This window comes from Streptomyces sp. NPDC059452 (genome assembly GCF_042750035.1).
Taxonomy (GTDB): domain Bacteria; phylum Actinomycetota; class Actinomycetes; order Streptomycetales; family Streptomycetaceae; genus Streptomyces.
This window is the reverse complement of sequence record NZ_JBHYVE010000001.1, coordinates 46,779-69,278: the sequence shown is the minus strand read 5'-3', so window position 1 is coordinate 69,278 and position 22,500 is coordinate 46,779. Positions and strand designations below refer to the sequence as shown.

Sequence of the window (22,500 nt, the reverse complement as noted above, 5' to 3'; positions counted from 1 at the left end):
CGTGAACCACGTGAACCACTACGACGTACCCCGGGGCATCGACGTCCTGCGGGTGTTCTGCGGACCCGACGGACGCCACGGCAACGCCCTCGGTGTCGTACGCGACGGGCGCAGCCACCCCGACGAGCCCTCCCGGCAGCGGCTGGCCCGGCAGCTCGGCTTCAGCGAGACCGTGTTCGTCGACGACCCGGAGCGGGGCAGGGTGGACATCCACGCCCCGGGCCTCCGGCTGCCGTTCGCCGGGCATCCGCTCCTCGGCGCGGCCTGGCTGCTGGACCTGGAGATCCTGGAGCTGGCCGTCGGGGACGTGTTCGCCCGCCAGGACGGGGAGTTCACCTGGATCACCGCGCGCCCCGAGTGGGCCCCGCCGCGCATGCTCCAGCAGTACGCGACGGCGGCCGAGGTGGAGGCGCTGCCCGGCCCGCCGCCGGGGGAGGGCTGGCTCTACGCCTGGGCCTGGGAGGACGAGGCGGCCGGGCGGGTGCGCGCGCGGGCCTTCCCCCGGCGCGGGGAGGACATCGTCGAGGACGAGGCGACGGGCGCGGCGGCCATGCTGCTGAGCGCGCACCTCGGCCGGGCCCTGAACATCACACAAGGACGCGGCTCCCAGATCCTCACAGCACCCGCGCCGGACGGCACGGTGGAGGTAGGGGGCCGCGTCCTGATGGCCGCCCGGGGCTGAACCACGGGCGGCCATGAACGATATGAGCGGGACTACGCGCTGAGCGGGAACACCTCGCCCAGCTCCCGGAAGACCGCGGTGTTCAGCGCGAAGGCGCGCTTGCACTCCTCGATGATCCGCTGCTTCTCCAGGTCGTCCGCGTTCACGCCGTCCAGCAGCTCGCGGTAACCCCGCTTGAAGGCGGCTGGGTTGGTGATCTCCTCGAAGACGTAGAACCGCACGCCGTCGCCCTTGCGCTCGAAGCCCCAGGTCTTCTCCGCCTTGTCGCGGATGATCTGGCCGCCCGAGAGGTCGCCGAGGTAGCGGGTGTAGTGGTGCGCGATGTAACCGGCGGGCCAGGTGCGCGCGCACTCGGTGACCCGGGCGGCGTACGCGGCGGTGGCGGGCAGCGGCTCCAGGCCCTCGCGCCAGTTCTCCCCGCGCAGGTGCGCCAGGTCGCGCTCCAGCTCGGTGGAGCGCATCAGCTCGGGCTGTATGAAGGGGCCCGCGACCGGGTCGTTCCGCAGGGCCTCCGCGCCTTCCTCCAGCGCCCGGTAGACGAACCACAGCTGCTCGGTGTAGCGCGTGTACGCGTCCACGCCCAGCCGGCCGCCGAGCAGGTCACCCATGAAGGTCGAGGTCTCGGCCTCGGTGTGCTGCTCGTGCGACGCGGTGCGGATGAGCGTCGAGAAGGGAGTGACGGTGGCGGTTGCGTCCAAGGCGGGCCTCCGGGGCCGAGGGGGACGGGAAGTCCAGAAACAGACGGAAATATCGGCAGGCGACCGCCGCAACGCTGCGGCGGCGCGTGCCGGTACGCCGATCCTCCTACTTAGGTTTACCTAAGTCAACTGGTTCCCGACTGCTTGTCGGTAAAAAAATACGCGACAAAGGAGAGCGCGGCCCCCTCGGGGGTGTTTTGTCCCGATTGCGGAAGGTTCTGACTACGGCAGGGTCAGGATCTCCGCCCCGGTCTCCGTGACGACGAGCGTGTGCTCGAACTGCGCGGTCCGCTTGCGGTCCTTCGTCACCACGGTCCAGCCGTCCTCCCACATGTCGTACTCGTGGGTGCCCAGCGTCAGCATCGGCTCGATGGTGAACGTCATGCCCGGCTGCATCACGGTGGTCGCCTGCGGGCTGTCGTAGTGCGGGATGATCAGGCCGGAGTGGAACGAGGAGTTGATCCCGTGCCCCGTGAAGTCGCGCACGACCCCGTAGCCGAACCGTTTCGCGTACGACTCGATGACCCGCCCGATGACGTTGATCTGCCGGCCGGGCCTGACCGCCTTGATGGCCCGGTTCAGCGACTCCCGGGTGCGCTCGACGAGCAGCCGGGACTCCTCGTCCACGTCACCGCAGAGGTAGGTGGCGTTGTTGTCGCCGTGCACCCCGTTGATGTACGCGGTGACGTCGAGGTTCACGATGTCCCCGTCGCGCAGCACGGTGGAGTCGGGGATGCCGTGGCAGATGACCTCGTTGAGCGAGCTGCACAGCGACTTCGGGAAGCCCCGGTAGCCGAGGGTGGAGGGGTACGCGCCGTGGTCGATCATGAACTCGTGCGCGACCCGGTCGAGTTCGTCCGTGGTGACGCCCGGGGCGATGTGCTTGGCGGCCTCCTCCATCGCCTGAGCGGCGATGCGGCCCGCGATCCGCATCCGCTCGATGGTGTCGGTGTCCTGGATCTCCGGGCCGGTGTACGGCTTCGGAGCCGGCTTCCCCACGTACTCGGGGCGCCGGATGTTTCCGGGGACGGAACGGACGGGAGTGATCTCCCCTGGTACGAGAAGCGACTGGCCAGACATGCCAGCGAGTCTAACCAGCGGCCCCGGGGCACCATGGCGATAAGGAAAGGAGCCGTCCATGGCCCTGTTCAAGAAGCGCACGGTCGGCAAACCGGGCGAATGGTACTACTGCCTGCAGCACAAGAAGGTCGAGGAGGGCCCGGAGTGCCCTGCCCAGAACCGGTTCGGCCCCTACACCTCCCGCGAGGCGGCCGAACACGCGATGGACACGGCCCGCGAACGGAACCTGGAGTGGGAGACGGACCCGAAGTGGCACGACGAGGACAAGGGCGATCGCTCCGGCCCGTCCGGCCCGTCCAGCCCGTCCGGCGACTGAGGACATCTCTCAGCCCCTCCGGCGTTCGAGGAGCGGGGTACGGGGCGGAGCCCCGGAAGCCCGGCCACCCGGCCGGGCCCGGGTCACCCCTCCACCCCCGCCCCCCTCCTCCGCACCGCATCCTCATCCGTCTCCGAGTCGTACCGCACCAGCTTCGGCAGCGCCGCCGTCAGCAGCACCACCGACGCCACGCACGCCACCCCGCCCGTCCAGATCGCCGACCGGGTCCCCGTCCAGCCCGCCATCGCCCCGGCCCGCACCTGCCCCAGCTGCGGTCCCACGCTGTACGAGAGCACCTCGATGCCCGCCAGCCGCCCGCGCAGCTCGTCCGGGATGGTCTGGTTCCAGATGGTCGCCCGCCCCAGTCCGCTCAGCATGTCGCCCGCCCCCGCCACGCCCAGGCAGAACAGCACCACCCACACGCTGGAGAACCACCCCGCCGCCGCGATCGCCAGCCCCCAGACCGCCGCGCCGAACACCACGAACAGCCCGTGCCTGCGCACCCGGGACGTCCAGCCGCTGGTCAGCCCCAGCGCCAGCGAGCCCACCGCGCCCGCCGAGTACATCAGCCCCAGCGACCACTCCGCGTCCAGCTCGTCCGCCAGGAACGGGAAGATGGTGTTCGGGAAGGCGAAGAACATCGCCGCCAGGTCGATCGCGTACGTCCCCAGCAGCACCGGCCGGCTCCAGGCGTACCGGGCCCCCTCCACGATCCCCCGGAGCGAGGGCTTCTGAGCCTCCTCGGCGGGCGGTGCCGGGGTGAGGCGCAGGCAGAGCACGACGGAGACGGCGAACGTGCACACCGTCACCGCGTACGCCGTGCCGTGACCGGCGTACGCCACCACCAGACCGGCCAGCGCCGGGCCCGCGATCGCCCCGATCTGCCAGCGCAGCGAGTTCAGCGCGGCCGCCGCCGTCTGCTGGGCGTGCGGCACGATCCGGGCCATCAGGGAGTCCAGCGCGGGCCGCTGGAGCCCGGCCAGCGCGGCGACCCCGCCGGCCACCACGTACAGCGGCCACAGCAGCGGCTCCGGCAGCAGGGCGTTCACCAGCAGGATCGCGGCGAGCACACCGAGCCCCGCCTCGGTGAGGAGGATGACCCGGCGCCGGTCCACGGCATCGGCGAGCGCCCCGCCGTACAGCCCGAAGACCACCAGCGGCACCAGCTCCACCGCCCCCATCGCCCCGACCGCGAGCGGCGAGCCGGTGAGGTGCTTGATCTGGAGCGGCAGGGCGATGAGCGCCATGAAGCTGCCGAAGTACGTGATCAGCCCCTGGATCCACAGCAGCCGGAAGTCACGCGAGGAGCGCCACGGGGACAGATCCGGCAGCAGGGCACGGAACCTGCCGGGGCGCGGGGGAGGGGGAGGAGGCTGGGAGCCAGGGGGAGCTTCGGTCACGAAGGGCCATGATCGGCACTGCGGGGCACCACGGGCAAACCGATTTCTCCGGCGGAGCCCACGCGGTACGTCACCACCGCGTCGGCGGCGGCTCCGTCAGCCGGTCGGCGAGGCGGGAGAGCCGGTCCCGGAAGGTGCGGCCGCCGCGCGCCACCGGCCCGCCGTTCTCCCCGGCCGCCGCGCTCACCAGGTGCTGCACGATGTCCAGGTCCACCGCGTCGTCCCCCGGCACCACCAGCGACTCGTGGGCCAGCCCGCCGACCTCCGGGTCACCGCCGCCCAGCGCCAGCACCCGCGCCCCGGCCCGCCGCGCGTCGTGCACCCGCTCCAGGAGCCCGCCGCCCGGCCGCTCCGGCGCGACGAGCAGCACGGTCGCACCCCGCCCCGCCGCCTCGATCCGGCCGAGCCCGACCGCGAGATGCGCCGGGTCGTCCGGCGCCACCCGGTGCCGTACCAGCGTGGGCACCAGCTCCGGCAGCCCGGACCAGGTGGACTCGTCGGCGAGGTGGGCCGCCAGATGCCACGGCTCGTACGCCTCGGTCCCCACCAGGAGCAGCCCGCCGCCCTGCGGTACGACGGACGAGCGCAGCGCCACCGCGAACCGGCGGGCGGAGGCCGGCCACCGGGTCCCGGCCAGCACGTCACGGAGCAGGGCGACACGTACGGCATCCATGGCCCGGCATCCTGCCCCCGCCCTCCGCCCGGCGGCGCCCGCACGCCTCCCCGTCACCCGAACGGAGGACCGTACGGTGTTGGGGCGGCGGGCGGGACGGTGAAAGGGACCGTGGGCCGGACGGGTGAGGGAGTCCGCGGGCCCGGGGGCGGGATTCCGGGCCCTACCTGGCAGTAGGGTCGGCCCATGACTACACAGGACAGCAGCGGCAGCGCGCCCAAGCCCCCCGCCAAGGACCCCTGGGACCTCCCCGACGTCTCCGGGCTGAGCGTCGGCGTACTCGGCGGGACCGGCCCGCAGGGGCGAGGCCTCGCCTACCGGCTCGCCCGCGCCGGACAGCGGGTCACCCTCGGTTCCCGGGACGCCGGACGGGCCGCCGAGGCGGCCCGCGAGCTCGGCCACGGCATCGAGGGCGCGGACAACGCGGAGTGCGCCCGGCGCAGCGACATCGTGATCATCGCCGTGCCGTGGGACGGCCACGCCAAGACCCTGGAGTCACTGCGCGAGGAGCTCGCGGGCAAGCTCGTCATCGACTGCGTCAACCCGCTCGGCTTCGACAAGAAGGGCGCCTACGCCCTCAGGCCGGAGGAGGGCAGCGCCGCCGAGCAGGCCGCCGCCCTGCTGCCCGACTCGCGGGTCACCGCCGCCTTCCACCACCTCTCGGCGGTGCTGCTCCAGGACGAGTCCATCGAGGAGATCGACACCGACGTCCTGGTCCTGGGCGAGGCGCGGGCCGACACGGACATCGTGCAGGCGCTGGCGGGCCGGATCCCCGGGATGCGCGGCATCTTCGCGGGCCGACTGCGCAACGCCCACCAGGTCGAGTCCCTGGTCGCCAACCTGATCTCGGTCAACCGCCGCTACAAGGCCCACGCGGGCCTGCGCACCACCGACGTCTGACGCCACCCGCCCGGCCGGTGGTCCGCGGGGCCACGGGCGGGGCACAACGGGGCATGGGGGACACTGGACGGGACCACGACCCGTTCCCCGACAGGAGCCGCCCCCCATGCCCCGCCTCGCCCTCTACGCCCTCGTCGTCTGCGTCCTCGCCGTCACGGCGGCCGTGGTCTCCTTCGTCCAGGGCAGCCTGCTCGGGATCGTCTGGGTGCTGATCGCGGGGCTGTCGTCGAACATGGTGTGGTTCTACGTGCGCAAGCACCGTATGGAGGCAGCCGCCGAGGTCGGCTGACCCCGCCGCACCGCGCACCGCCCCCTTCCCCTCCCTCCCTCCGCCGATCGGGTCGAGCGCCCCTCCCCGTGGGCGCGCCCCGGAGACCGGACGCCGCCCGGGGCCGACCATGTGACGGCCTCGCCACGGCCGTGGCGCGCACGACGAGGGAGGACCGCGTGGCAGACGCGAGGGACGACGGCGACGCCGGAGACGCCGGGAACGCCGGGAACGCCGGATCCGGATCGACCGCACGGACAGGCTCCGGCACAGGCACAGGCACGGACACCGGCACCGGCACCGGAGGGCAAGGCTTCCTGGGGGAGGTGCGCGACGCCGTCTCCACCCGGTCCGCGCTCGTCATGCTCGGGGTGCTCCTGCTGCAACTGGGCTTCGCCCTCTCCTACATGGGCGCCTTCCACGCACCCAAGCCGCACAAGGTGCCGATCACGGTCGTCGCGCCGCCCGCCGTGGAACGGGACCTGGTGGCCCGGCTCGACGCGCTGCCCGGCGACCCCCTCCAGGTCACCCCCGCCGCGACCCGCGCCCAGGCCCGGGCGCGGCTGCTGGACCGGAGCACCGACGCCGCCCTCCTCGTGGACCCGGCCGGGCGCACCGACACCCTGCTCGTCGCCTCGGCGGGCGGCCCGTCGGCCACCACGGCGGCCACGGAGATCCTCCAGGAGGTCGCCCGAGCGCAGGACCGTGCGATCGTCGTACGGGACATCCGTCCGCCCGCGGCGGGCGACTCGCGCGGCCTGTCGTCCTTCTACCTCGTCCTCAGCTGGACGATCGGCGGCTACCTCGCCGCCTCGGCCCTGAACATGGCGGCCGGTTCGAAGAAGCCCACCCTGCGCCGCACCCTGGTCCGGCTGACGGCGATGCTCCCGTACGGCTTCGTCTCGGGCATCGGCGGCGCGATCATCGTGGGGCCCGTGCTGGACTGTCTGCCGGGCGCGTTCTGGGAGCTGGTCGGCATCGGCACCCTGGTGGTGTTCGCCTCCGGGGCCGTGGGGGTGGCCCTCCAGTCGGTGGCGGGCACGGTCGGCCTCGGCCTCACCATCCTGATCTTCACGATCCTGGGCAACCCCAGCTCCGGCGGGGTGTACCCGTCCTCGCTGCTGCCACCGTTCTGGAGCGCGATCGGCCAGGCCCTGCCGCCGGGGGCCGGGACGACCGTGGTGCGCAACACCGTCTACTTCGACGGCAACGCCACCACCGGTGCCCTGTGGATCCTCGGCGCCTGGGCGTTCGGCGGCGTCGTCGTGGCGATCCTCGCCGCCGGTCTCCGCCAGGGGTGGCTGCGAGGATCCCGTACGCGACCGGCGGCGGCCGCCGCGCACTGAAGGGGCCCCGCGCGGCTCACGCCACCGCGCAGACCGGGTTCTGCTCGCCGAAGAACGCCCGCCAGAAGCGGTAGAGGTCGTACCCGCAGTACCGCTGGAGGTCATCGACGCCCAGGAGGCCCAGCAGCGCGTCGATCCCGTCGAAGAAGGCGATGTTCACCCCGGGGATCCACAGGATGGCGAACACGGCGATCAGCCCGAACGGTGCGATCGGCTCCACCGCGCGGCGGATCCGGTACGAGAGCCAGGGCTCGATCACCCCGTAGCCGTCCAGCCCCGGGATCGGCAGGGAGTTCAGGATCGCCGCCGTCACCTGGAGCATTGCCAGGAACGCCAGCGCGTACCGGAAGGCGGGCGGCACTCCGTCGAGTGCGTCCAGCCAGAACGGAGCCGTGCACACGATCGCGAACGCCACGTTCGTCAGCGGGCCCGCCGCCGAGATCAGGCTGTGCTTCCACCGGCCGTGGATGCGGGCCCGCTCGATGTAGACCGCCCCGCCGGGCAGCCCGATCCCGCCCAGGACCACGAAGAGGACCGGCAGCACGACGCTGAGGAGGGCGTGGGTGTATTTCAGCGGATTGAGCGTCAGATAGCCCTTGGCCCCCACCGAGAGGTCCCCGCTGTGCAGGGCGGTGCGGGCGTGGGCGTACTCGTGGAGACAGAGCGAGACGATCCAGGCCCCGGTGACGAAGAGGAAGACCGCGAAGCCGGTGGCTCCCCCGATCCCCGTCCAGACGGCCCAGCCCGCGACGGCGGTGACGGCGGCGATCCCGAGGAAGACCGGGCTGATCCTCCGGTCCCCGCGGGTGGCTGCGGTGGTCATCGGCACACAACTCCAGGGGCTGGACGGAACGGCGACGGCGGTGGGTACGCCGATACGGCGGCAACGACGACGACCCGGCCAGGAGTTCCATCGGGTCAACCCGGGGCCCTTCCGGGGGCACTCAGGCCAGGAGCCGGCCCCGGTCACCCCGGCCAGGAGCCGGTTCAGGTCACCCCGGTCAGTAGCGGGCCCAGGTCACCCCGGTCAGTAGCGGGCCCCGGTCACCCGGCCAGGAGTGCCACCGGTCACCCCGTCCAGGAGCTCCACCAGGTGACTTGGCCAGGAGCTCCACCGGGTTACCAGGCCGGGAGTTCGTCCGGTTGACCGGAGGAGTTCCTTCCGGGGGCACCCCGGCCGGAAGCTGGCCCCGGTCACCACCGTGCCCGCCTCCGTCCATGACAATGGGCCCGTGCGCTACTGCATCCTCGGCACCACCCGGGCACTCCGCGACGACGGTACGGCCGTCGCCCTCGGCGGGGCGCGGCTGCGCGCCCTGCTCACCGTCCTCGCGCTGAACCCCGGCCGGACGGTCCCGGCCGGGGTCCTCGTGGACGAGGTGTGGGACGGCGACCCGCCCGCCGACGCGGCCGGTGCGCTCCAGGCGCTCGTCGGGCGGCTGCGCCGGGCGCTGGGCCGCGGCGCCGTCGAGTCCGTGGCGGGCGGCTACCGGCTCGCCGCCGCGCCGGACGCCGTGGACCTGCACTGCTTCGAGCGGCTGGCGGGGGAGGGGAGCCGGGCCCTGGAGCAGGGGGACGCGGTCAAGGCCGTCACCGTCCTCGACGAGGCCCTCGCGCTCTGGGGCGGGCCCCCGCTCGCCGACCTCCCCGACCGTACGGCGCCCGTCTCCCGCCTGGAGTCCCGCAGGCTCGGTGCCCGGCGGGCCCGGCTGGAGGCGCTGCGCCTCCTCGGGCGGGCGGACGAGGCGCTGTGGGAGCTGACCGCGCTCTGCGCCGCCCACCCGCTGGACGAACCGCTCCAGGCCCTGCGCATCAGGGCCCTGCGGGACGCCGGACGTACGGCCGAGGCGCTGGCGGCGTACGACGAGGTCCGCACCGTACTCTCCGAACGCCTCGGCACCGACCCGGGCCCCGAACTGCGCGGCCTGTACGAAGACCTCCTCCACCAGAAACCCCCGACGCCACCGACCTCCGGTCAGCCCGCCACCTCCGGTCAGCTCCCCACCTCCGGTCAGCCCTCCGCCTTCGGACAGCCCCCTGCCCCGGGAGAGCCCTCTGCTCCCGGGCGCCCTTCCGCCGCCGGGCAACCCCTTGCCTCGGGTCAGCCCCCCACTGCCGGACAGCCTGCTGCCTCGGGCCACCCCTCCGCCCCCGGTCAGCTCTCCACCCCCGGTCAACCCCCCGCCGCATGGCCGACCCCCACCCCCGGATACCCCCTCGCCCCCGCACACACCCCCACCTCCACCCCCCACCAGCCCCCCGCACCCCCCAAGCACCCCTCCCCGCCCCCGCCGGGGAATCTCCGTGCCCGGCTCACCAGCTTCGTCGGCCGGGACGGCGACATCGCGGCCCTGCGCGAGGACCTCACCCACGCCCGGCTCGTCACCCTCCTCGGCCCCGGCGGCGCGGGCAAGACACGGCTCTCGCAGGAGGCCGCGGAGGCCGTCGCCGAGTGCTGGCCCGACGGTGTCTGGCTGGCGGAGCTGGCCCCCGTCGACGACCCGGACGCCGTGCCCGAGGCCGTCCTGAGCGCGCTCGGGGCCCGTGAGACCGTGCTGCGCGGGGCGGGCGCCGAGGAGCTGCGGGCCGCCGCCGACCACGACACCGGTGACCCCCTCGTACGGCTCACCGAGTACTGCTCCCGGCGCCGGATGCTCCTCCTGCTGGACAACTGCGAGCATGTCGTCGAGGCGGCCGCCGCCCTCACCGACCACCTCCTCACCCACTGCCCGCAGCTCACCGTCCTCGCGACGAGCCGTGAACCCCTCGGCGTACCGGGCGAGTTCGTCCGGCCCGTCGAACCGCTCCCCGACCCGATGGCGCTGCGCCTCCTCGCCGAGCGCGGGGCCGCCGCCCGGCCCGGGTTCCGTACCGACGCCGACGAGGAGACCGCCGCCGCCTGCGCCGAGATCTGCCGTCGGCTCGACGGGCTGCCGCTCGCCATCGAACTGGCCGCCGCCCGGCTGCGGATGCTCACCCCGCGCCAGATCGCCGACCGGCTGGACGACCGCTTCCGCCTCCTCACCAGCGGCAGCCGGACCGTGCTGCCCCGCCAGCAGACCCTGCGTGCGGTCGTCGACTGGTCCTGGGAACTGCTGGACGGGGCCGAACGCGCCGTCCTGCGCCGCCTCGCCGTCTTCGCGGGCGGCTGCTCCCTCGCCGCCGCCGAGGAGGTGTGCGCCCTGCCCGCCCCGGAGGACGGCGTCACCGTCGACTCCCTCGAAGTCGCCGCCCTGCTCGGCTCCCTGGTCGACAAGTCCCTCGTCGTCGCCGCGCCCGGCGAGGACGCGGAGATGCGCTACCGGCTGCTGGAGACCGTCGGGGAGTACGCCGCCGAGCGGCTGGTGGAGGCGGGCGAGCGGGAGGCCGTCGAGCGGCGCCACCTGGTCCACTACCGCGAACTGGCCCGCACCACGGGGCCGATGCTGCGCGGCGCCGGACAGCGGGCGGCCATCGAGCTCTTCCGCCGCGAGTACGAGAACCTGCGCACCGCGCTGCGCCACGCCGTCGCCGCCCGGGAGGAGCAGGAGGGGCTCTGCCTGGTGCTGTCGCTGTCCTGGTACTGGCTGATGCGCGATCTGAACGCCGACGCCCGACAGTGGTCCGGGGCGGTGGCCGGCCTCGGTCCCGACCCCTTCGCCCCGCCCGGCACCCAGGCCCCCTCCCTGCTGGAGCGGGCCACCGACCGTCCGCCGCCCTGGGTCCCGGAACAGGTGGCGGAGGCCCGGCGCGGAGTGGCGCTGATCCGGCTGGTCAGCTCGGACCGGCTGATGGACGAGTGGCAGCACCAAGCCGGCCAGGAGCGGCTGCGGGCCATCACCCGCACCTACCGGCCCGGGCAGCCGCAGACCTGCCGGGCCCCCGTCTCGTACTGGATGTTCGCGTTCCTGCTCACCGGCGAGGTCGACCAGCTGCGCGAACTGCTGGACACGACGGTCCGGGCCTCCCGCGAGTTCGGTTACGAGTGGGAGCTCGGCGCGGCGCTGGAGATGCGCGCCCGGATTCTGGCCAACCGCCCCGACTGGGCGGGGGAGGCGCTGGCCGACACCGACGAGAGCCTGGAGATCTTCGTCCGGCTCGGCGACGACTGGGGGGCCGCCGAGGCGCACTCCTCCCGGGGCGAGGCGCAGGAGCGGGCGGGCGACTTCGCCGCGGCCGCCGAGAGCTACCTGGCCGCGGTCGGCCACGCGCGGGCGCTCGGCGCCCAGGCCCAGGTCGCGGTGTTGCGAGCGCGGTACGCCGGGGCCCTCACCGAACTCGGCCGCTTCGAGGAGGCCGAGGCCATCCTGAGCGAGATCGTCGACAACGGGCGGTTCGACAGCCCGGAGGCGGTGACGGTCGCCCGGCTGTACTGGGGATTCCTGCTCGGACACCAGGGGCGGGTGGCCGAGGCGCGTGAACAGCTGGTCCTGCTGCGCAAGGATTACGCGTCCAACATGGTCGCCGTCTTCGACGGGTTCGTGATCGGGGCGCTCGCCTGGCTGGACAATCTGGACGGCGCGTACGCCTCCGCGCTCGACACCGCGCTGACCGCGCTGAACAGTTCCCGGGACCGGCTCTCGGCGTTGATGGCCCCGCACGCGGCCTCCATGCAGCTGACCACGATGGCCCGTGCGCTCGCCGGGTTCGACGCCCCGGGCGCCCCGGAGACCGCCGCCCGGCTCCTCGGCCTCCAGGCGGCGCTGCTGCCCCGGGGGTACGTGGTGAGCGCCATGGACGGCCGGAACCTCGCCGACGCCGAGCAGGCCGTACGCGCCCGGCTCGACGACGAGGCGTACACGACGGCGTACGAGGAGGGCGGCGGCCTCACGCTCGACGAGGCCACCGCCCTGGTGGAGACGTACCGGCGGGACCCGTTGGCGTAACAGCCCCCGGGACCCGTTGGCGTAACAGCCCGGGACCCGTCGGTGTAACAGCCCCGGGACCCGTCGGCGTGACGCCGGTATGTCTCCTCAGGCGCCTCAGGTCTTCTTGCGGAACTTGGCGACCGCCAGCGGCGCCATCACCAGCGTGATCCCGGCGCTCCAGGCGAGCGTCGCCCAGACCGATCCGGCGGCCGGGGTGCCCATCATGAGCCCGCGCACCGCGTCCGCGAGGTTGGAGAGCGGGTTGTAGTCGGTGAACGTCTGGAGCCAGCCCGGCATGGTCTGCGTCGGGACGAAGATGGACGAGCCGAACTGCAGCGGCATCAGCACGATCATCGCCGTCCCCTGAACAGCCTGGGCCGTCGGCATGGACAGCCCGAGCAGGATGAAGATCCACATGATGGCCGCGCCGAACACGGCGGCCAGCGCGATGGCTCCGATGAGCCCGAACACCGAGCCCTTCAGCTCCATGCCGAGCAGGAAGCCCATGAACAGCAGGATCAGCGTGGCGACCATCAGCCGCCCCAGCTCCACCACGATCTTGGCGATGAGCACCGAGGAACGGGCGATCGGCATCGTCCGGAACCGGTCCATGACCCCCTTGCGGAAGTCGTCGTTGACCCCCGTGCCGACGGCCATGGAGATGTTCATCCCCATCATCGCGAGCAGCCCCGGAACGAGGTAGTTCAGGTAGTCCTCCCGGTTTCCGCCGAGGCTGGCGCCGATCGAGCCGCCGAAGACGTACACGAAGAGCAGGATGAAGATGACCGGCATCAGAAGGACGTCGAACATCGACTCCGGGTCCTTCTTGATCTGGAGCAGATTGCGCCGGACCAGGGCCCCGATGTGCCGCAGATTGGCCCGCAGCCCGATCCGGCCCTCCGCGGCCGGCACCGCCTTCGAGGGCGTGGTGCCGGCGGAACCGGCGGGTGCGGGGGTCAGGGTGGTGGTGCTGCTCATGCGGCGACCTCCTGGGGAGCCGGGTCGGTGAGGAGGGAGGCCTTGTCGCCGGTGATCGCGAGGAACACCTCGTCCAGGCTGGGCAGGTCGGTGGAGACATGGGCCAGGGAGAAGCCCCGGGCGCCCAGCAGCCCGATGACGGCGGTCAGCTGCTCGTCGCTGAGGATGGGCACGTACAGCAGCCCCTCGTCCGGTACGGCCTGCGCCCCGGCGACCCCGTCGAGCCCGGCCTCCCGGATCGCCTGGCCCATCGCGGCCAGATCCGCCGGGTCCGAGGGCCGGATGCGCAGCGTGCGGCCGCCCACCCTGGCCTTCAGCTCGTCGACCCCGCCCCGGGCGATGATCTTCCCGTGGTCGATGACCGTCAGCTCCGTGGCGAGCTGCTCGGCCTCCTCCATGTACTGGGTGGTCAGGAGTACGGTCGCGCCCTCCGCCACCATGCGCTGCACCTCGTCCCAGACCTCGTTGCGGGTACGGGGGTCGAGCCCGGTCGTCGGCTCGTCCAGGTACAGCACGGACGGGCTGCCGATCATCGAGGCGGCCAGGTCGAGCCGGCGGCGCATCCCGCCGGAGTACTCCACGCAGGCCCGCTTGGCGGCCTCGGTGAGCGAGAACCGCTCCAGCAGCTCGTCCGCGCGGGCCCGCGCCCGCTTGCGGGGCAGATCGAGCAGCCGCCCGATCATGTAGAGGTTCTCCCAGCCGGAGAGCTTCTCGTCGACCGAGGCGTACTGCCCGGTCAGGCCGATCCTGCGGCGCAGCTCGCGCGGCTGCTTCACCACGTCGAAGCCCGCGACGACCGCGCGTCCGGAGTCCGGGGCGATCAGGGTCGAGAGACAGCGTACGAGGGTGGTCTTGCCCGCTCCGTTGGGGCCGAGCACGCCGAGGACGGTGCCTTCGCGGACGTCGAGGTCCACGCCGTCCAGTGCTTTGGTCTCGCCGTAGTGCTTGACCAGCCCCCGTACCTCGACGGCGTTGGTGCCGCTCCTGGGGTTCGTGTCGATGCGTTCCATGCCCACCATGGGACCAGCACCCACCGACAGCTCACCGACATCCGGCCGATACGGCTCCGGTACGTGCTCCGGTACGGGCTCCGATCCGCGCTCCGATCCGCGCTCCGGACGCGCGACAGCCCGCCGATGGGGGATGTCGGCGGGCTGTCGGTGGTGCGGGAAATGGTCGGTGAGGGGTTGGGCGGGTCAGTGGAAGGTGTGCTCCGGCGCCGGGAACGTACCGCCCACGACCTCGTCGGCGAATTCCTTGGCCGCGTCCCCGAGCACCTTGCGCATGTTCGCGTACTGCTTGGTGAAGCGCGGCGTCCTGCCGCCGGTCAGCCCGACCATGTCGGTGTAGACGAGCACCTGCGCGTCGGTCGCCGCGCCCGCGCCGATGCCGACGGTCGGGATGTGCAGCGTACGGGTGACCTCGGCGGCCAGCTCCTCGGGAACGAGCTCCAGCACGACGGCGAACGCGCCCGCGTCCTGGACCGCCTTGGCGTCCCGCAGCAGCTGGTGGGCCGCCTCCTCGCCGCGCCCCTGCACCCGGTAGCCCATGGCGTTGACGGACTGCGGGGTCAGGCCGATGTGGGCCATGACCGGGATGCCCGCCTCGACCAGCAGCCGGATCTGTTCGTGGGACCGCTCGCCGCCCTCCAGCTTGACCGCGCCGACGCCCGACTCCTTGATCAGCCGGGTGGCGTTGCGCAGCGCCTGGACGGGACCTTCCTGGTACGAGCCGAAGGGCAGGTCCGCGACGATGAGGGCGCGCTTGGTGCCCCGTACGACGGCGGCGGAGAGCACGGCCATCTCGTCCATCGTGACGGGCACGGTGGTCTCGTAGCCGAGGTGACAGTTGCCCATCGAGTCGCCGACGAGCATGACCGGGATACCGGCCTCGTCGAAGACGGACGCGGTCATCGCGTCGTAGGCGGTGAGCATGGGCCACTTCTCGCCGCGCTCGGTGGCGGCGGCGATGTCGTGGACGGTGATGCGGCGGGTGGACTTGCCTCCGTACAGCGCCTTGCTGCTGTCGGCCCTGCTGCTGTCGGGGGTCGCACCTGCGGGGGAGGACGGATTCTGTGCAGCCGAAAGTGACATGGCTGGTGAACTCCTTCGTCATCTCGAGGCGCCCTGACGGCGTCCCCGGATCCCTTCCATGGTGGCATCCCGTCCGGGCAAACGGGAAGTGGGCCCGCACGGGGCCGTCCGTCCGGTGGCCGTTGGGCAAAGTTTTAACAATACGAGACGGTCTCGTATCGAAATGGCGTTAGGCTCGCCCTCATGCCCGCACCGTCACCCTCCCCCTCCAGCCCTGCCTCCGCCGCCGAGCCCCGGATACCCGAGGCGATCCACCGCCGCCGCTGGTGGATCCTCACCGTCCTCATGTTCAGCCTGCTCATCGTGGTGCTGGACAACTCGATCCTGAACGTCGCGGTCAAGACGATCGCCGGCCCCGCCCCCACCGGCATCGGCGCCACCCAGAGCGAGCTGGAGTGGGCGATCAACTCCTACACGCTCGTCTTCGCCGGACTCCTCTTCACCGCGGGCCTGCTCGGCGACCGCATCGGCCGCAAGAAGGTCCTCCTCTTCGGCATCCTGGTCTTCGGCATCGGCTCCGCCCTGGCCGCGCTCTCCGCCTCGCCCGGTGAACTCATCACCTGGCGGGCCCTGATGGGCTTCGGCGCGGCCTTCGTGATGCCCGCCACCCTCGCCGTCCTGATGAACGTCTTCGAGCGCGACGAACAGCCCAAGGCCATCGGCATCTGGGCGGGCAGCGTCGGCCTCGGCATCGCGATCGGCCCGATCACGGGCGGGCTCCTCCTGGAGCACTTCTGGTGGGGCTCGATCTTCCTCGTGAACGTCCCCGTGGTCGTCCTCGCCCTCATCGCCATGGCGATCCTGGTCCCGGACTCCCGCGACCCCGAGCCCGGCAGGGTCGACCCGCTCGGCGTCCTGCTCTCCATCGTCGGCCTGGTCCTGCTGGTGTACGGGATCATCCGGGGCGGCGAGCTGGCCGACTTCACGGACACCACCGTCCTGCTCTCCATCCTCGGCGGAGTGCTGGTACTGGCCGGATTCGTCTGGCACGAGAAGCGCAGCAGCCACCCGGCGATGGACGTCACGTACTTCCGGAAGCCCGCGTTCTCCGCCGCCGTCGCGGCCATAGCGCTGGTCTTCTTCGCCCTCATGGGCGTGACCTTCTTCTCCGCCTTCTACCTCCAGAGCGTGCGCGGCTACAGCGCCCTCCAGTCGGGCCTGCTGATCGTTCCGCTCGCCGCCGCCCAGATGATCTTCGCGCCCCGTGCCCGGCTGGTCGTGGACCGCTTCGGGGCGCGTGCGGTCTGCACGGTGGGCATGCTGCTGGTGGCGGCCGGTCTCGCGTCGTTCGCGCTGTTCGACGCCGGTACGCCGGTGTGGGTGATGTGCCTCGTCTTCTTCGTCCAGGGCACCGGGATGGCGCACATCATGCCGCCCGTCACGGTGGCGGTGATGCAGGCGCTGCCGCGCGAGAAGGCCGGTTCCGGTTCCGCCATCAACAACACCTTCCGCCAGGTCGGCGGGGCGCTCGGGATCGCGGTCCTCGGCTCGGTGCTCTCCACCGTCTACCGAGGTGACATCGAGGGCCACCTCGGCGCGGTCCCGGCCGGGGTGAGGGGCGTGGCGGGCGAGTCCGTCGAGGCCACGCTCGGCGCCGCCGCACAGCTCGGCCCGGTGGCCGGAAAGCCGCTGGTCGCCGCCGCCCACGACGCCTTCATCGGCGCGATGCACGTGACCGCGCTCGGCTCGGCGGCCGTCGCCCTGATCGGCGCCCTGGTCGTCGGCCTGTACCTGCCGGGCCGGGACCCGGCGGCCACGGAGGAGTCCTCGGACCGCCCGGTGAAGGAGCTCACGGGCAGCTGACGGGCGGCTCACGGCGGCTGAGGCACGGCTGCCGGGCCGGGGGCCTGGCCTCCCGCCCCGCCCCGGTCGGCGAGAATCGGGGCGGGGCGCGACGGTCGTACGGCGACGGTCGTACGAGGGCACGGCGAGAGGCGGCTTCAGGTGCGGGACCAGGACGGCGGGCGGGACGGGGCGCGGGGAGAGCGGCGGGACGGTGAACGGCCCGGGTGCTCCCCGCCCCCCGACGGCCCGGAGCCCCGCCGCGGCCGCCCCCGCTCCGCCGCCGCCGAACGGGCGATCCTGGACGCCGTCATCGCCCTCCTGGAGGCGGGCGAACCCCTGGCCGGCCTCTCCATCGAACGCATCGCGCGCACGGCGGGCGTGGGCAAGGCGACGATCTACCGTCGCTGGACGGGCAAGGAAGAGCTCTTCGTCGACGTCGTACGGGACATGGAACCGGTCGACCCGCCGGTCTCCGGCACCGCGGGCCTCGCCGACCTGCGGGTCATGCTGGAAGCGCTGCGCACCCGGGGCCTCGCCCAGCGCTCCTCGGTGCTGCTGCACAACATCTTCGCCCAGATGAAGAGCCACCCGAAGCTGTGGGACGAGTACTTCGGCACGGTGATCGCCCCCCGGCGCGTGGCGATGCTGGCGGCGGTCCGGCGGGCCGTCGCGGCGGGGGAGCTGCGTGACGACCTCGACGTGGAGCTGATCGACGACCTCTTCGTCGGCCCGATGCTCGTCCGTACCGTCCACCGCCCCGACGCCCCGCTCCCCGACGACCTGGCCGACCGCATCATCACGGCACTGCTCCAGGGCCTGGCCCCGGCGACAACGGAAACAGGGGCCGAGACGCACGGCTGACGGAAACAGAGGCCGAGACATACGGCTGACGCGGATGAGGGAGACGTACGGCTGACCCGCCGGGAACGGAACGACCCCCGTCCGTCCCTCCCCGGCGAGTGTGATCGTTCTGTCACAAGCCCCGCCCTCCCGCCCCGGACCGGAACCCCCCGTCCCGCTCCGCTCGTCCTGCTCACGAAGGACCGTCGCGGGCAGCGGGAAGTCGGCGACGGGAAAGGCGCCGCCCATCACCTAGGGTCGAGGGGCGCGGAGATGTGTACGGCAAGGCAGTGAGGACGAGCGCGATGGTGCAGGCGTACGGAGCGGACACGGGCAACGGCAGCGCGGAGCGCCCGCAGCCCGACGGAACCCGCTTCCGGAGCCTGTGGAACAGAACGACCCGGGACCGGGGCATCTGGCGGCGTGGGATCGTGCTGGCCCTCTGCTCCGTCGCCCTGACCCTGGTGATGATCGTCCACGCCCAGATCCCGAACCGGGTCGGCAACCTCGGCAGCCTCATCGAGACGTTCCTGCCGTGGATCGCGCTGTTCATCCCGGTGCTGCTGCTCCTGGCCCTGCTGCGGCGCTCCGCCACCGCGCTGATCGCCCTGCTGCTCCCCGCCGTGGTCTGGCTCAACATCTTCGGCGGCCTGATCACCGACAAGTCCGGGACCGGCGGCGACCTCACCGTCGCCACCCACAACGTCAACGCGGGCAACCCCGACCCGGCCGGCACCGCCCAGCAGGTCGCGGGCTCCGGGGCCGACGTCGTGGCCCTCCAGGAACTGCCGGGCGGGCAGGTGTCGACGTACGAGAAGTCGCTGGCCGCCCGCTACCCGTACCACTCGGTGCAGGGCACGGTCGGGCTGTGGAGCAAGTACCCGCTGGCCAACACCAGGCCGGTCGACATCAAGATGGGCTGGACCCGGGCCATGCGCTCCACGGTCAAGGCCCCGCAGGGCGAGGTCGCGGTGTACGTGGCCCACCTGCCGTCGGTCCGGGTGAAGCTGCACGCCGGGTTCACCGCCAACCAGCGCGACAACAGCGCCGACGCCCTCGGCGAGGCCATCGCCGACGAACCGGTCAAGCGGGTCGTCCTGCTCGGCGACCTCAACGGCACGATGAACGACCGCTCGCTGAACGCGGTCACCTCCCAGATGCGCTCCACCCAGGGCGCGGTGGGCGACGGCTTCGGCTTCAGCTGGCCCGCCTCGTTCCCGATGGCCCGGATCGACCAGATCATGGTCAAGGGCGTCGAGCCGAAGTCCTCCTGGACGCTCGCCGCGACCGACAGCGACCACCTGCCGCTGGCGGCCCGCGTGCAGTTGTGACCGTCGTGCGGAGCGTCTGCGACAATTTGTTCTAGTCACTTACATAAGCAGGACCAGCCGTCGCCCGGAGCCAGCTCCGAGGCGACGGCTCTCTGTTCTGCCCGTACTGCCCCGCTCCGAGATCACGAAGGTCCCCCATGCCCCTGGCCCTGCTCGCCCTGGCCGTGAGCGCCTTCGGCATAGGCACCACGGAGTTCGTCATGATGGGCCTGCTGCCCAATGTGGCGGACGACCTGGGAACGTCCGTACCCACCGCCGGTCACCTCGTGTCGGCGTACGCGATCGGCGTCGTCGTGGGCGCGCCTCTGCTCACCGGCCTCGGCTCCCGCGTCCCGCGCAAGCGGATGCTGCTGCTCCTGATGGCGCTGTTCACCGTCGGCAATCTGGCCTCGGCGCTCGCCCCCGACTTCGGCTGGCTGCTCGCGGGCCGCTTCCTCGCAGGACTCCCGCACGGTGCGTTCTTCGGCGTCGGCGCGGTCGTCGCCGCCCGGCTGGTCGCCGAGGGCCGTCAGGCGCGGGCGGTGGCGACGATGTTCCTCGGCCTGACGGTCGCCAACATCGTCGGCGTACCCGCGGCCACCCTGCTCGGCCAGCACCTCGGCTGGCGCTCCACCTTCCTCGTCGTCGCGGCGATCGGCCTGGCGGCGATGGCGGCCCTGGCCCGCCTGGTGCCCCGCATCCCGGTCGAGACGCACCAGGACGTACGCCGTGAACTCCGCGCCCTCGGCAACCGTCAGGTGCTCCTGGGCCTGCTCACGGCCGTGTTCGGCTTCGCCGGGGTCTTCGCGGTGTACTCGTACCTCTCGGCGATGACCACGAAGGCGATGGGCTTCGGCGAGTCCTCGGTCACCGTCGTCCTCGCCCTCTTCGGCATCGGGATGACCCTGGGCGCCCTGGCGGCGGGCCCTCTCACGGACCGGGCGCTGCGCCCAACCCTGTACGGCTCGCTCGGCGCGCTCGCGGTGGTGCTGGTGGTGTTCCCGTTCACGGTGCACGTGCAGTGGGCGGCGCTGGTGATGGTGGTGCTGCTGGGCGGCGTCGGCTTCATGACGACGACCCCGCTCCAGATGCTGGTGATGAACAAGGCGAAGGACGCCCCGACCCTGGCCTCCGCCTCCAACCACTCGGCCTTCAACCTGGCCAACGCGGGCGGCGCCTGGCTAGGGGGGATGGCGATAGCAGCGGGCTGGGGCTGGACGTCCCCGGCGCTGGTGGGCGCGGTACTGGCGGCAATCGGCCTGACGATCGCGGCGACGGCAGGCCACCTGGACAGGCACACCCTCCCAGCCACCCCTTCCCCCCTCCCAGCCGGTCCGGCACCCCTCCCACAGCCACCCCTTCCCCCTCCCAGCCGGTCCGGCACCCCTCCCAGCCCGTCCGGCGTTTGAGGACGGAACCGATACGGACGAAGGCGGCCACCGGACGCCCCAGTAACCGCCCCCGGTAACCGCCCCCCCGGGTACCCCCCGCTAAGACGACTCGCGCCACCGATTCGTGATCGGCAACCGCCGGTCCTTCCCGAACCCCTTCGGCGAGATCTTCGTCCCCGGCGGATACTGCCGCCGCTTGTACTCCGCCGTATCCACCATCCGCAACGTCTTCGCCACCAGCTCCGCGTCGAACCCGGCCGCCACGATGGCCTCCATGCCCTGGTCCCGGTCCACGTACATCTCCAGGATCGCGTCCAGGACGTCGTAGTCCGGCAGCGAGTCCGTGTCGACCTGCCCCGGCCGCAGCTCCGCGCTCGGCGGCTTGGCGATCGAGTCCTCCGGGATCGGCGGGATCTGCCCCCGCTCCTCGGCGGCCCGGTTGCGCCACTTGGCCAGCCGGAAGACCCAGGACTTGTAGACGTCCTTGATCGGCCCGTACGCGCCGACCGCGTCCCCGTACAGCGTGGAATACCCCACCGCCAGCTCGGACTTGTTGCCCGGCGCCAGCACGATCTGCCCCTCCTGGTTGGAGATGGCCATCAGCGTCGTACCGCGCAGCCGCGCCTGGAGGTTCTCCTCCGCGAGACCGCTGAGCCCCAAAGACTCCATGTACGCGTCGAACATCGGCGCGATCGACACCGTACGGAAGTGGAGCCCGGTCCGCCGGGCCAGCTCCGCCGCATCGCCCTTGGAGTGGTCCGAGGAGTACTTCGACGGCATCGACACGCCGTACACGTTCTGCGCGCCGAGCGCATCGCACGCGATCGCCGCGCAGAGCGCCGAGTCGATCCCGCCGGAGAGTCCGAGCAGCACACTGCTGAAACCGTTCTTCGCGGCGTACGCGCGGAGCCCGACGACCAGCGCGGAGTAGATCTCCTCCTCGTCGCCCAGCCGGTCCGCGTACCCGCCCGCGAGCTCGGGCTCGTACGCGGGCAGGGGCCGGTCGGAGAGGACGACACGGTCGATGCGCAGCCCGTCGTCCACGACGCCCGAGGGCGCCACGGTCTCGGCGGCGGGCAGCTCCAGATCGAGGATGACGCTGCCCTCGGAGAACTGCGGGGCGCGGGCGATGACCTCGCCCTCCTTGTCGACGACGATCGAGTCGCCGTCGAAGACCAGCTCGTCCTGCCCGCCGATCATGGCCAGGTACGCGGTCGTGCAGCCCGCCTCCCGGGCCCGCTTGCGGACCAGGTCGAGCCGGGTGTCGTCCTTGTCCCGCTCGTACGGCGAGGCGTTGACCGACAGCAGCAGCCCGGCCCCGGCCGACCGGGCGGCCGGGACGCGACCGCCGTCCTGCCAGAGGTCCTCGCAGATGGCGAGGGCCACGTCGATGCCGTGGACGCGTACGACGGGCATCGTGTCGCCCGGCACGAAGTACCGGAACTCGTCGAACACCCCGTAGTTCGGCAGGTGGTGCTTGGCGAAGTTGAGCGCGATCCCGCCCCGGTGCAGCACGGCCGCCGCGTTGCGCGGGGAGCCGGCGGGCTGCCCGTACCGCACGGCGGCGTGCTCGGAGCGGTCGAGGTAACCGACGACGACCGGCAGTTCGCCGAAGCCCTCCGCGTCGAGCCGGGCGGCCAGCGCGCGCAGCGCCTGACGCGAGGCCTCGACGAAGGACGACCGCAGGGCCAGGTCCTCGACGGGGTATCCGGTCAGCACCATCTCGGGGAACGCCACGAGGTGGGCGCCCTGCTCGGCGGCGTGCCGGGTCCAGTGGACGATCGCCTCGGAGTTGCCGGCGAGGTCGCCGACGGTCGAGTCGATCTGATTCAGTGCGAGGCGTAGTTGAGGCACGTCGGCCAGTGTAATCGTCTTTCTGACGCGATGTCCCGG

The 22,500-nt window shown here is 72.4% G+C and carries 19 protein-coding genes; 10 read left to right on the top strand and 9 right to left on the bottom strand.

What is annotated here, in order from left to right:
• The first annotated feature begins 10 nt into the window (after positions 1-10).
• Positions 11-682, top strand: coding sequence for a PhzF family phenazine biosynthesis protein (locus ACFW9Z_RS00290; RefSeq protein WP_384633321.1), 672 nt, complete (start codon positions 11-13; stop codon positions 680-682).
• 32 nt (positions 683-714) lie between these two features.
• Here the strand turns inward: ACFW9Z_RS00290 and ACFW9Z_RS00285 are convergent, their stop codons facing one another.
• Positions 715-1,380 carry a heme oxygenase (biliverdin-producing) gene (locus ACFW9Z_RS00285; protein WP_384631963.1) on the bottom strand — a complete coding sequence of 222 codons (666 nt, stop codon included), beginning with the start codon at positions 1,378-1,380 and terminating at the stop codon, positions 715-717.
• Positions 1,381-1,602: 222 nt separating this feature from the next.
• Positions 1,603-2,460, bottom strand: a complete 858-nt coding sequence (gene map, locus ACFW9Z_RS00280; RefSeq protein WP_384631960.1) for a type I methionyl aminopeptidase — start codon at positions 2,458-2,460, stop codon at positions 1,603-1,605.
• 58 nt (positions 2,461-2,518) lie between these two features.
• Here map and ACFW9Z_RS00275 point away from each other — a divergent pair, with 58 nt between their 5' ends.
• The gene (locus ACFW9Z_RS00275; RefSeq protein WP_384631958.1) at positions 2,519-2,776 is read left to right on the top strand and encodes a hypothetical protein; all 258 of its coding nucleotides are present in this window, start codon (positions 2,519-2,521) and stop codon (positions 2,774-2,776) included.
• 83 nt (positions 2,777-2,859) lie between these two features.
• On the opposite strand, the gene ACFW9Z_RS00270 is transcribed toward ACFW9Z_RS00275, so the two are convergent.
• On the bottom strand, positions 2,860-4,176 hold the full coding sequence (locus ACFW9Z_RS00270; RefSeq protein ID WP_384631956.1) for an MFS transporter: 1,317 nt from the start codon (positions 4,174-4,176) through the stop codon (positions 2,860-2,862).
• 70 nt (positions 4,177-4,246) lie between these two features.
• The gene (locus ACFW9Z_RS00265; RefSeq protein ID WP_384631954.1) at positions 4,247-4,849 is read right to left on the bottom strand and encodes a hypothetical protein; all 603 of its coding nucleotides are present in this window, start codon (positions 4,847-4,849) and stop codon (positions 4,247-4,249) included.
• Between the two features lie 186 nt (positions 4,850-5,035).
• Between ACFW9Z_RS00265 and npdG the strand changes: the two genes are divergently transcribed.
• The 3 genes from npdG to ACFW9Z_RS00250 all read left to right on the top strand — a co-directional run bounded on the left by npdG (position 5,036) and on the right by ACFW9Z_RS00250 (position 7,363).
• Positions 5,036-5,749, top strand: a complete 714-nt coding sequence (npdG, locus tag ACFW9Z_RS00260) for an NADPH-dependent F420 reductase (protein ID WP_384631952.1) — start codon at positions 5,036-5,038, stop codon at positions 5,747-5,749.
• Positions 5,750-5,855: 106 nt separating this feature from the next.
• Positions 5,856-6,038, top strand: coding sequence for a hypothetical protein (locus ACFW9Z_RS00255; RefSeq protein ID WP_384631950.1), 183 nt, complete (start codon positions 5,856-5,858; stop codon positions 6,036-6,038).
• Between the two features lie 158 nt (positions 6,039-6,196).
• Positions 6,197-7,363 carry a DUF3533 domain-containing protein gene (locus ACFW9Z_RS00250; RefSeq protein WP_384631948.1) on the top strand — a complete coding sequence of 389 codons (1,167 nt, stop codon included), beginning with the start codon at positions 6,197-6,199 and terminating at the stop codon, positions 7,361-7,363.
• Positions 7,364-7,379: 16 nt separating this feature from the next.
• Here ACFW9Z_RS00250 and ACFW9Z_RS00245 read toward each other — a convergent pair whose 3' ends face one another.
• Entirely contained in the window at positions 7,380-8,186 is an 807-nt protein-coding gene (locus ACFW9Z_RS00245; RefSeq protein WP_384631945.1) for a site-2 protease family protein, read from the bottom strand.
• Positions 8,187-8,595: 409 nt separating this feature from the next.
• Between ACFW9Z_RS00245 and ACFW9Z_RS00240 the strand changes: the two genes are divergently transcribed.
• A complete protein-coding gene (locus ACFW9Z_RS00240) occupies positions 8,596-12,228 on the top strand; it encodes a BTAD domain-containing putative transcriptional regulator (RefSeq protein WP_384631942.1) in 3,633 nt (1,210 codons plus the stop codon).
• A 96-nt stretch (positions 12,229-12,324) separates the two neighbouring features.
• Here ACFW9Z_RS00240 and ACFW9Z_RS00235 read toward each other — a convergent pair whose 3' ends face one another.
• From ACFW9Z_RS00235 to panB, 3 genes are all read right to left on the bottom strand, one after another.
• A complete protein-coding gene (locus tag ACFW9Z_RS00235) occupies positions 12,325-13,188 on the bottom strand; it encodes an ABC transporter permease (protein ID WP_384631939.1) in 864 nt (287 codons plus the stop codon).
• Complete coding sequence (locus ACFW9Z_RS00230; protein WP_384631936.1) at positions 13,185-14,207, bottom strand: ATP-binding cassette domain-containing protein; 1,023 nt, start codon at positions 14,205-14,207, stop codon at positions 13,185-13,187. The genes ACFW9Z_RS00235 and ACFW9Z_RS00230 overlap by 4 nt, the downstream gene beginning before the upstream one ends.
• Positions 14,208-14,384: 177 nt before the next feature.
• Entirely contained in the window at positions 14,385-15,281 is an 897-nt protein-coding gene (gene panB, locus ACFW9Z_RS00225; RefSeq protein WP_384631933.1) for a 3-methyl-2-oxobutanoate hydroxymethyltransferase, read from the bottom strand.
• 183 nt (positions 15,282-15,464) lie between these two features.
• Between panB and ACFW9Z_RS00220 the strand changes: the two genes are divergently transcribed.
• The 4 genes from ACFW9Z_RS00220 (at position 15,465) to ACFW9Z_RS00205 (ending at position 20,625) form a co-directional block, all read left to right on the top strand.
• Positions 15,465-17,084, top strand: a complete 1,620-nt coding sequence (locus ACFW9Z_RS00220) for an MFS transporter (protein ID WP_384631930.1) — start codon at positions 15,465-15,467, stop codon at positions 17,082-17,084.
• A 141-nt stretch (positions 17,085-17,225) separates the two neighbouring features.
• Positions 17,226-17,927, top strand: a complete 702-nt coding sequence (locus ACFW9Z_RS00215; protein WP_384631927.1) for a TetR/AcrR family transcriptional regulator — start codon at positions 17,226-17,228, stop codon at positions 17,925-17,927.
• A gap of 284 nt (positions 17,928-18,211) precedes the next feature.
• A complete protein-coding gene (locus tag ACFW9Z_RS00210) occupies positions 18,212-19,237 on the top strand; it encodes an endonuclease/exonuclease/phosphatase family protein (RefSeq protein WP_384633318.1) in 1,026 nt (341 codons plus the stop codon).
• 137 nt (positions 19,238-19,374) lie between these two features.
• On the top strand, positions 19,375-20,625 hold the full coding sequence (locus ACFW9Z_RS00205; RefSeq protein WP_384631924.1) for an MFS transporter: 1,251 nt from the start codon (positions 19,375-19,377) through the stop codon (positions 20,623-20,625).
• 81 nt (positions 20,626-20,706) lie between these two features.
• On the opposite strand, the gene ACFW9Z_RS00200 is transcribed toward ACFW9Z_RS00205, so the two are convergent.
• Positions 20,707-22,461 (bottom strand): NAD+ synthase, encoded by a 1,755-nt coding sequence (locus ACFW9Z_RS00200; protein ID WP_384631921.1) that lies wholly within the window; start codon positions 22,459-22,461, stop codon positions 20,707-20,709.
• Positions 22,462-22,500 lie beyond the last annotated feature (39 nt).

Excerpts from the sequence above, each read along its gene's own strand:
- ACFW9Z_RS00255 (WP_384631950.1), top strand. The coding sequence starts at position 5,856 with ATGCCCCGCCTCGCCCTCTACGCCCTCGTCGTCTGCGTCCTCGCCGTC.
- ACFW9Z_RS00235 (WP_384631939.1), bottom strand. The coding sequence starts at position 13,188 with ATGAGCAGCACCACCACCCTGACCCCCGCACCCGCCGGTTCCGCCGGC.
- ACFW9Z_RS00220 (WP_384631930.1), top strand. The coding sequence starts at position 15,465 with ATGCCCGCACCGTCACCCTCCCCCTCCAGCCCTGCCTCCGCCGCCGAG.
- ACFW9Z_RS00230 (WP_384631936.1), bottom strand. The coding sequence starts at position 14,207 with ATGGTGGGCATGGAACGCATCGACACGAACCCCAGGAGCGGCACCAAC.
- ACFW9Z_RS00210 (WP_384633318.1), top strand. The coding sequence starts at position 18,212 with ATGGTGCAGGCGTACGGAGCGGACACGGGCAACGGCAGCGCGGAGCGC.
- map (WP_384631960.1), bottom strand. The coding sequence starts at position 2,460 with ATGTCTGGCCAGTCGCTTCTCGTACCAGGGGAGATCACTCCCGTCCGT.
- ACFW9Z_RS00265 (WP_384631954.1), bottom strand. The coding sequence starts at position 4,849 with ATGGATGCCGTACGTGTCGCCCTGCTCCGTGACGTGCTGGCCGGGACC.
- npdG (WP_384631952.1), top strand. The coding sequence starts at position 5,036 with ATGACTACACAGGACAGCAGCGGCAGCGCGCCCAAGCCCCCCGCCAAG.
- panB (WP_384631933.1), bottom strand. The coding sequence starts at position 15,281 with ATGTCACTTTCGGCTGCACAGAATCCGTCCTCCCCCGCAGGTGCGACC.
- ACFW9Z_RS00245 (WP_384631945.1), bottom strand. The coding sequence starts at position 8,186 with ATGACCACCGCAGCCACCCGCGGGGACCGGAGGATCAGCCCGGTCTTC.
- ACFW9Z_RS00205 (WP_384631924.1), top strand. The coding sequence starts at position 19,375 with ATGCCCCTGGCCCTGCTCGCCCTGGCCGTGAGCGCCTTCGGCATAGGC.
- ACFW9Z_RS00275 (WP_384631958.1), top strand. The coding sequence starts at position 2,519 with ATGGCCCTGTTCAAGAAGCGCACGGTCGGCAAACCGGGCGAATGGTAC.